Here is a 1,028-nt window from a genome sequence, read left to right on the forward strand (position 1 = left end):
CCATGCCGGTGTCGGTGTCCCAAAGACCCCAGGCGAGCGCTTGCGCGGGAAGCCCATTGGCACGGCGGTGCGCGGCCAGGGCGTCCAGGAAACTGTTCGCCGCAGCATAGTTCCCCTGACCCGGCGCACCCAGGACACCCGCACCCGCCGAGAACAACACGAACGCCGACAGATCCATGTCCCTGGTCAACTCATGCAGATTCAGCGCCCCGTCCACCTTCGCACGGAACACCGCATCCAACCGCTCCGGCGTGAGCGAACCAATCACACCGTCATCCAGCACACCCGCCGCGTGAACCACACCCCGCACCGGAAACTCCGCCAGAACCTCCGCCAACGCACCCCGGTCCGCCACATCACACGCGACAACCGACACCACAGCACCCAACCCGGCCAACTCATCCCGCACCCCGGACGCACCCGCAGCCTCCACCCCCCTGCGACTGACAAGCACCACACTCCTCACACCATGAACCACCACCAGATGCCGCGCCACCAGCGCACCCAACGCACCCGTACCACCCGTCACCAACACCGCACCCGAATCATCAAACACCGACCCACCCACACCCACCGACCCACCCGACACCCGCACAAGACGCCCCACACGCACAACACCACCCCGAACCACCACCTGCGACTCACCACAAGCCACCACAAGCGGAACATCACCCACCTCCGCATCCGCCAAAATCACACCCGCACCCGGATTCTCCGACTGCGCCGAACGCACCAACCCCCACACCGCAGCAGCACCCAAATCCACCACATCCCCACCACCCACCGACACCGCACCACACGTCAACACCACCAACCGCGAACCCACAAAACGATCACCCGCCAACCACGACCGCAACACCCCCAACACACGGCCCGACAACGTACGCACATCCCCCCCACCGACCCTCAGCACCACCACACCGGGGGCGGATCCAACCTCGGAGACCTCCTCCCAGCTCTTCCAGTCCAGCGATGACGGCGCAGACACGGAGACGGGCCGCCACTCCAGCCGGAACAGCGAGTCGTGG

General features: G+C 66.1%; 1 protein-coding gene. It reads right to left on the minus strand.

Annotation, left to right across the window (positions count from 1 at the left end):
- A partial coding sequence (locus tag IEJ02_RS47790; RefSeq protein WP_191070506.1) for a beta-ketoacyl reductase occupies window positions 1-1,028 on the minus strand: 1,028 nt, incomplete at both ends.

Origin of the sequence: Streptomyces sp. 5-10 (genome assembly GCF_014712245.1) — a bacterium.
Lineage (GTDB): Bacteria > Actinomycetota > Actinomycetes > Streptomycetales > Streptomycetaceae > Streptomyces > Streptomyces violaceusniger.